The 2947-nt window shown below is 29.5% G+C and carries 4 protein-coding genes and 1 pseudogene; all 5 read right to left on the reverse strand.

What is annotated here, in order from left to right; genetic code table 11:
• Positions 1 to 340 precede the first annotated feature (340 nt).
• A complete protein-coding gene (locus tag AB0C84_RS45735; protein ID WP_361079113.1) occupies positions 341 to 742 on the reverse strand; it encodes a zinc ribbon domain-containing protein in 402 nt (133 codons plus the stop codon).
• Positions 743 to 1572: 830 nt separating this feature from the next.
• Positions 1573 to 1734 carry a BH0509 family protein gene (locus AB0C84_RS45740; protein ID WP_002498720.1) on the reverse strand — a complete coding sequence of 54 codons (162 nt, stop codon included), beginning with the start codon at positions 1732 to 1734 and terminating at the stop codon, positions 1573 to 1575.
• A 74-nt stretch (positions 1735 to 1808) separates the two neighbouring features.
• Positions 1809 to 2048: a hypothetical protein gene (locus AB0C84_RS45745; protein ID WP_002498719.1), complete on the reverse strand. Its 240-nt coding sequence runs from the start codon at positions 2046 to 2048 to the stop codon at positions 1809 to 1811.
• A 114-nt stretch (positions 2049 to 2162) separates the two neighbouring features.
• Entirely contained in the window at positions 2163 to 2477 is a 315-nt protein-coding gene (locus AB0C84_RS45750; protein ID WP_361079116.1) for a CopG family transcriptional regulator, read from the reverse strand.
• Positions 2478 to 2528: 51 nt separating this feature from the next.
• Positions 2529 to 2947: pseudogene (locus AB0C84_RS45755) on the reverse strand (hypothetical protein); the annotation flags it as partial.

The raw sequence follows: 2947 nt of genomic DNA on the forward strand, positions 1-2947 counted from the left end.
ATAGGACTCCCCGTAATCAAAGTTGTTGCAATAAGACTTGTAGTTGTGAATCCTAAACTAAATTTCTTCATTATTAAATTCTCCTCTTGTCTAAAGTATATTCTGAAATTTACTATTCAATTCTGTCAGCAATAAATACACATACACATGTGTATTGGTATGTGTATGTGTATGTGTATGTTCGTATTTATTCGTGATTAAAAGCTCAATAGAAATAGTGAGACATCCCCATCGTATCATATGATAAATAATCGATTTCTTAACGTGTATAAAAGTAGAACTATCACTTAAATGAATTAGACATACAAATAATCATCTCAATTCTTTTAGAATAGTTTTTCTACTTTTTACCGGTTACATTACTCTTCCAAAATCTTTGAGCTATGTTGTATGACGCTACGACGTTGTCGTTTGGATGTTCATAACCACAAGATTGACAATGAAAACGATTGTTTTTTGTCCTATTTTTCTTATTTGTATGGTTACATCTAGGACAAATTAAAGATGTAAACTGTTCATCTATCAGAACAATCTCATCATAGTCTTCAATCGCTTTATATAGACACTTGTGTGTCATCGCAAAAACTTTTCCATAGATTGAGTCTCGTTCGTTTATACTACTGCCTTTACCTATAATAAAAATACGTGGATAAGGATATAATTCTAATAATTCTTTGATAACACTATTAATATGTTTTTTTAATACCTTTAAAAACTTCCTTTCAATTTTTCCTGCATCCATGTTTCTATCTTTTAAACGATTTTTATATTTATTGATGATTCTTGAAACCTCTTCACTATGGTCTGTGTATATTTTTTCATAGATAAATCGGATGCGTTTAAAAACTCGCTAGTTCCTATATCAATTCCTACAATTGTAGCTCAATAGTCGAAATAAAAATGATATAATTTAAGTGCGGTGGACAGTTTCACTTCTTGTATATAGCTAATATCTTCTCTTAAACGTGATATTGTCCTTTGGTCGAGTCCAATATCACGTAGCTGTTCATCGCTACCATGATTAATGACAAATTTTAACTTGTCATAATGTTTTTGTAGTAACATCTAAATGACGCTCTTTCTTTTTATGAAGTTTTTATCTTTGATTTCTATTTCTCATACTATATTCATGTTGATTATTAATAACGTCTTTGATATTTCCATATAGCACACTCACGAAATTAATAATTCCGTCTTGTAAACAATCACTTAATTTGCGTATTGTTAATACTGTCTTAATTAATATCCAACTAAATACATACCATATTACTCTAATAATACTTACACCAATAACCCCAACCAGAAATCCTATAATGATTGCTAACATGTCAATACACCTCATTTTTTAACATATTTAATATATTTCACATCATAGAATACCATATATATTCATTTACTTTTCCAAAATATTGATACTCTTAATATTTGTAATAATTTCATTTCTTTGTACACTTTTCTTTTCAATTTGCCACAATTTAATCGTACTCATATCTTTATACGGCTTCCCTAATACATCTTCTAAAAACCATTTAATATACTCTTTCAATTTAATTCCTCCAATTATACTATTTTTTAAAAGTAACTTATTTGAATTTGCTCATCATCTTGTTGCTGATAATGATTAATGTAATACTTCTCAACTTTTTCATAAGACATCTCCTTCAAAGAGTTACATTCATGTTCTTTAAGACCGCTCATCATATCTATAAGCGCAATAAGGTTTAATTTACTCAATTTCCCGTCTCCTTATTGTCTTCTCGGCAGACAATAAGTTTGAATATAAGACAATATCTTGAATTCGATATTGTCTATAGTTTACCGTTTTTAAAATCTTCAAGAATTTCGGGATATTTCTTTTCTGCATAATACTCAAGTAACTCATCTATAAAATCTATTTTATTGCAGTGATGTTCGTAAGCGAGATAGTCTAATAGAGGTTTATGAGAACGATGTATCTTAATAGAACTACGATCTCTTAAACTGGAATATGATCCATTAGGTGTAACTTCTCTACTATTTATAGAACTCCCTGTATTTTTTTCATTCATTATCTTCCTCCATTATTAAAGTATGTAAAACCAACTTAGTAATCCAATATTGTTATAAGCCTTACTATAATTTGATTATAACATTTGTCTCCCAAGAAGACAAACTTTAATTTCCTAAAGTCTCTTTATTAGATCATTCACAAATTCAGATGAAGATGGATAATTATTTTCTTTTACTAAATGTTCTAATTTCTTTCTCACAGACGGTTGCAACATAAATTGATATCTTACTTTCTTTTCTCTGACTTCTTTCTTTTTAATTTCTATATTTCTATATGATGTCTTGGGTGACTCTGCTTCCTCTAAAGCTTTTTTGATATTATTTTCCTCAACATTTTCGTTATTTTTTTTATTAAATGCCATAACCTTGAGACCTCCAATTGAAAATAGTTCGTTTAAATATTTATACCCATATTCATACACGCGCACACATATATGTGTGGTTATGTGTATGTGAGTGTGTATGTGTATAAATGTTATCTAAGAGTTTCTAATTTTTTCACAACTTTCGATGAATTTATCAAAGAATTTCTTTTCCTTATTATAAATCTTTTGATTTTTTTTAAATTCAACTATCGGTTTCTTTTCTAAAATACTTTTAGTTATCAATTCTTTTTCCGGAAAATAAGTAATATAATTTTCGCTATTTTCAATGACTTCTTTAAATTCTATTGATGATTTTGTATTGTGCTTAACCATATTACCTACATAAAATAACTTAGCGGTTACAAAGCTTTCTCTAGTTTTGTAATCAATCAAATCTTTTTTTAGTTTGTTGACTCTATAATCTATATTAGAATTTGAACCGCCATCCTCCTGATCGCCGGCGCCGCCTTCGGAGTCTCCTCTCTCAATGAGCCCTCCGGCGGCGAGATCCGCGTCGGGACCCAAACCAGCGG

The sequence above is a fragment of the Actinomadura sp. NPDC048955 genome, from assembly GCF_040649435.1.
Lineage (GTDB): Bacteria > Actinomycetota > Actinomycetes > Streptosporangiales > Streptosporangiaceae > Spirillospora > Spirillospora luteofluorescens.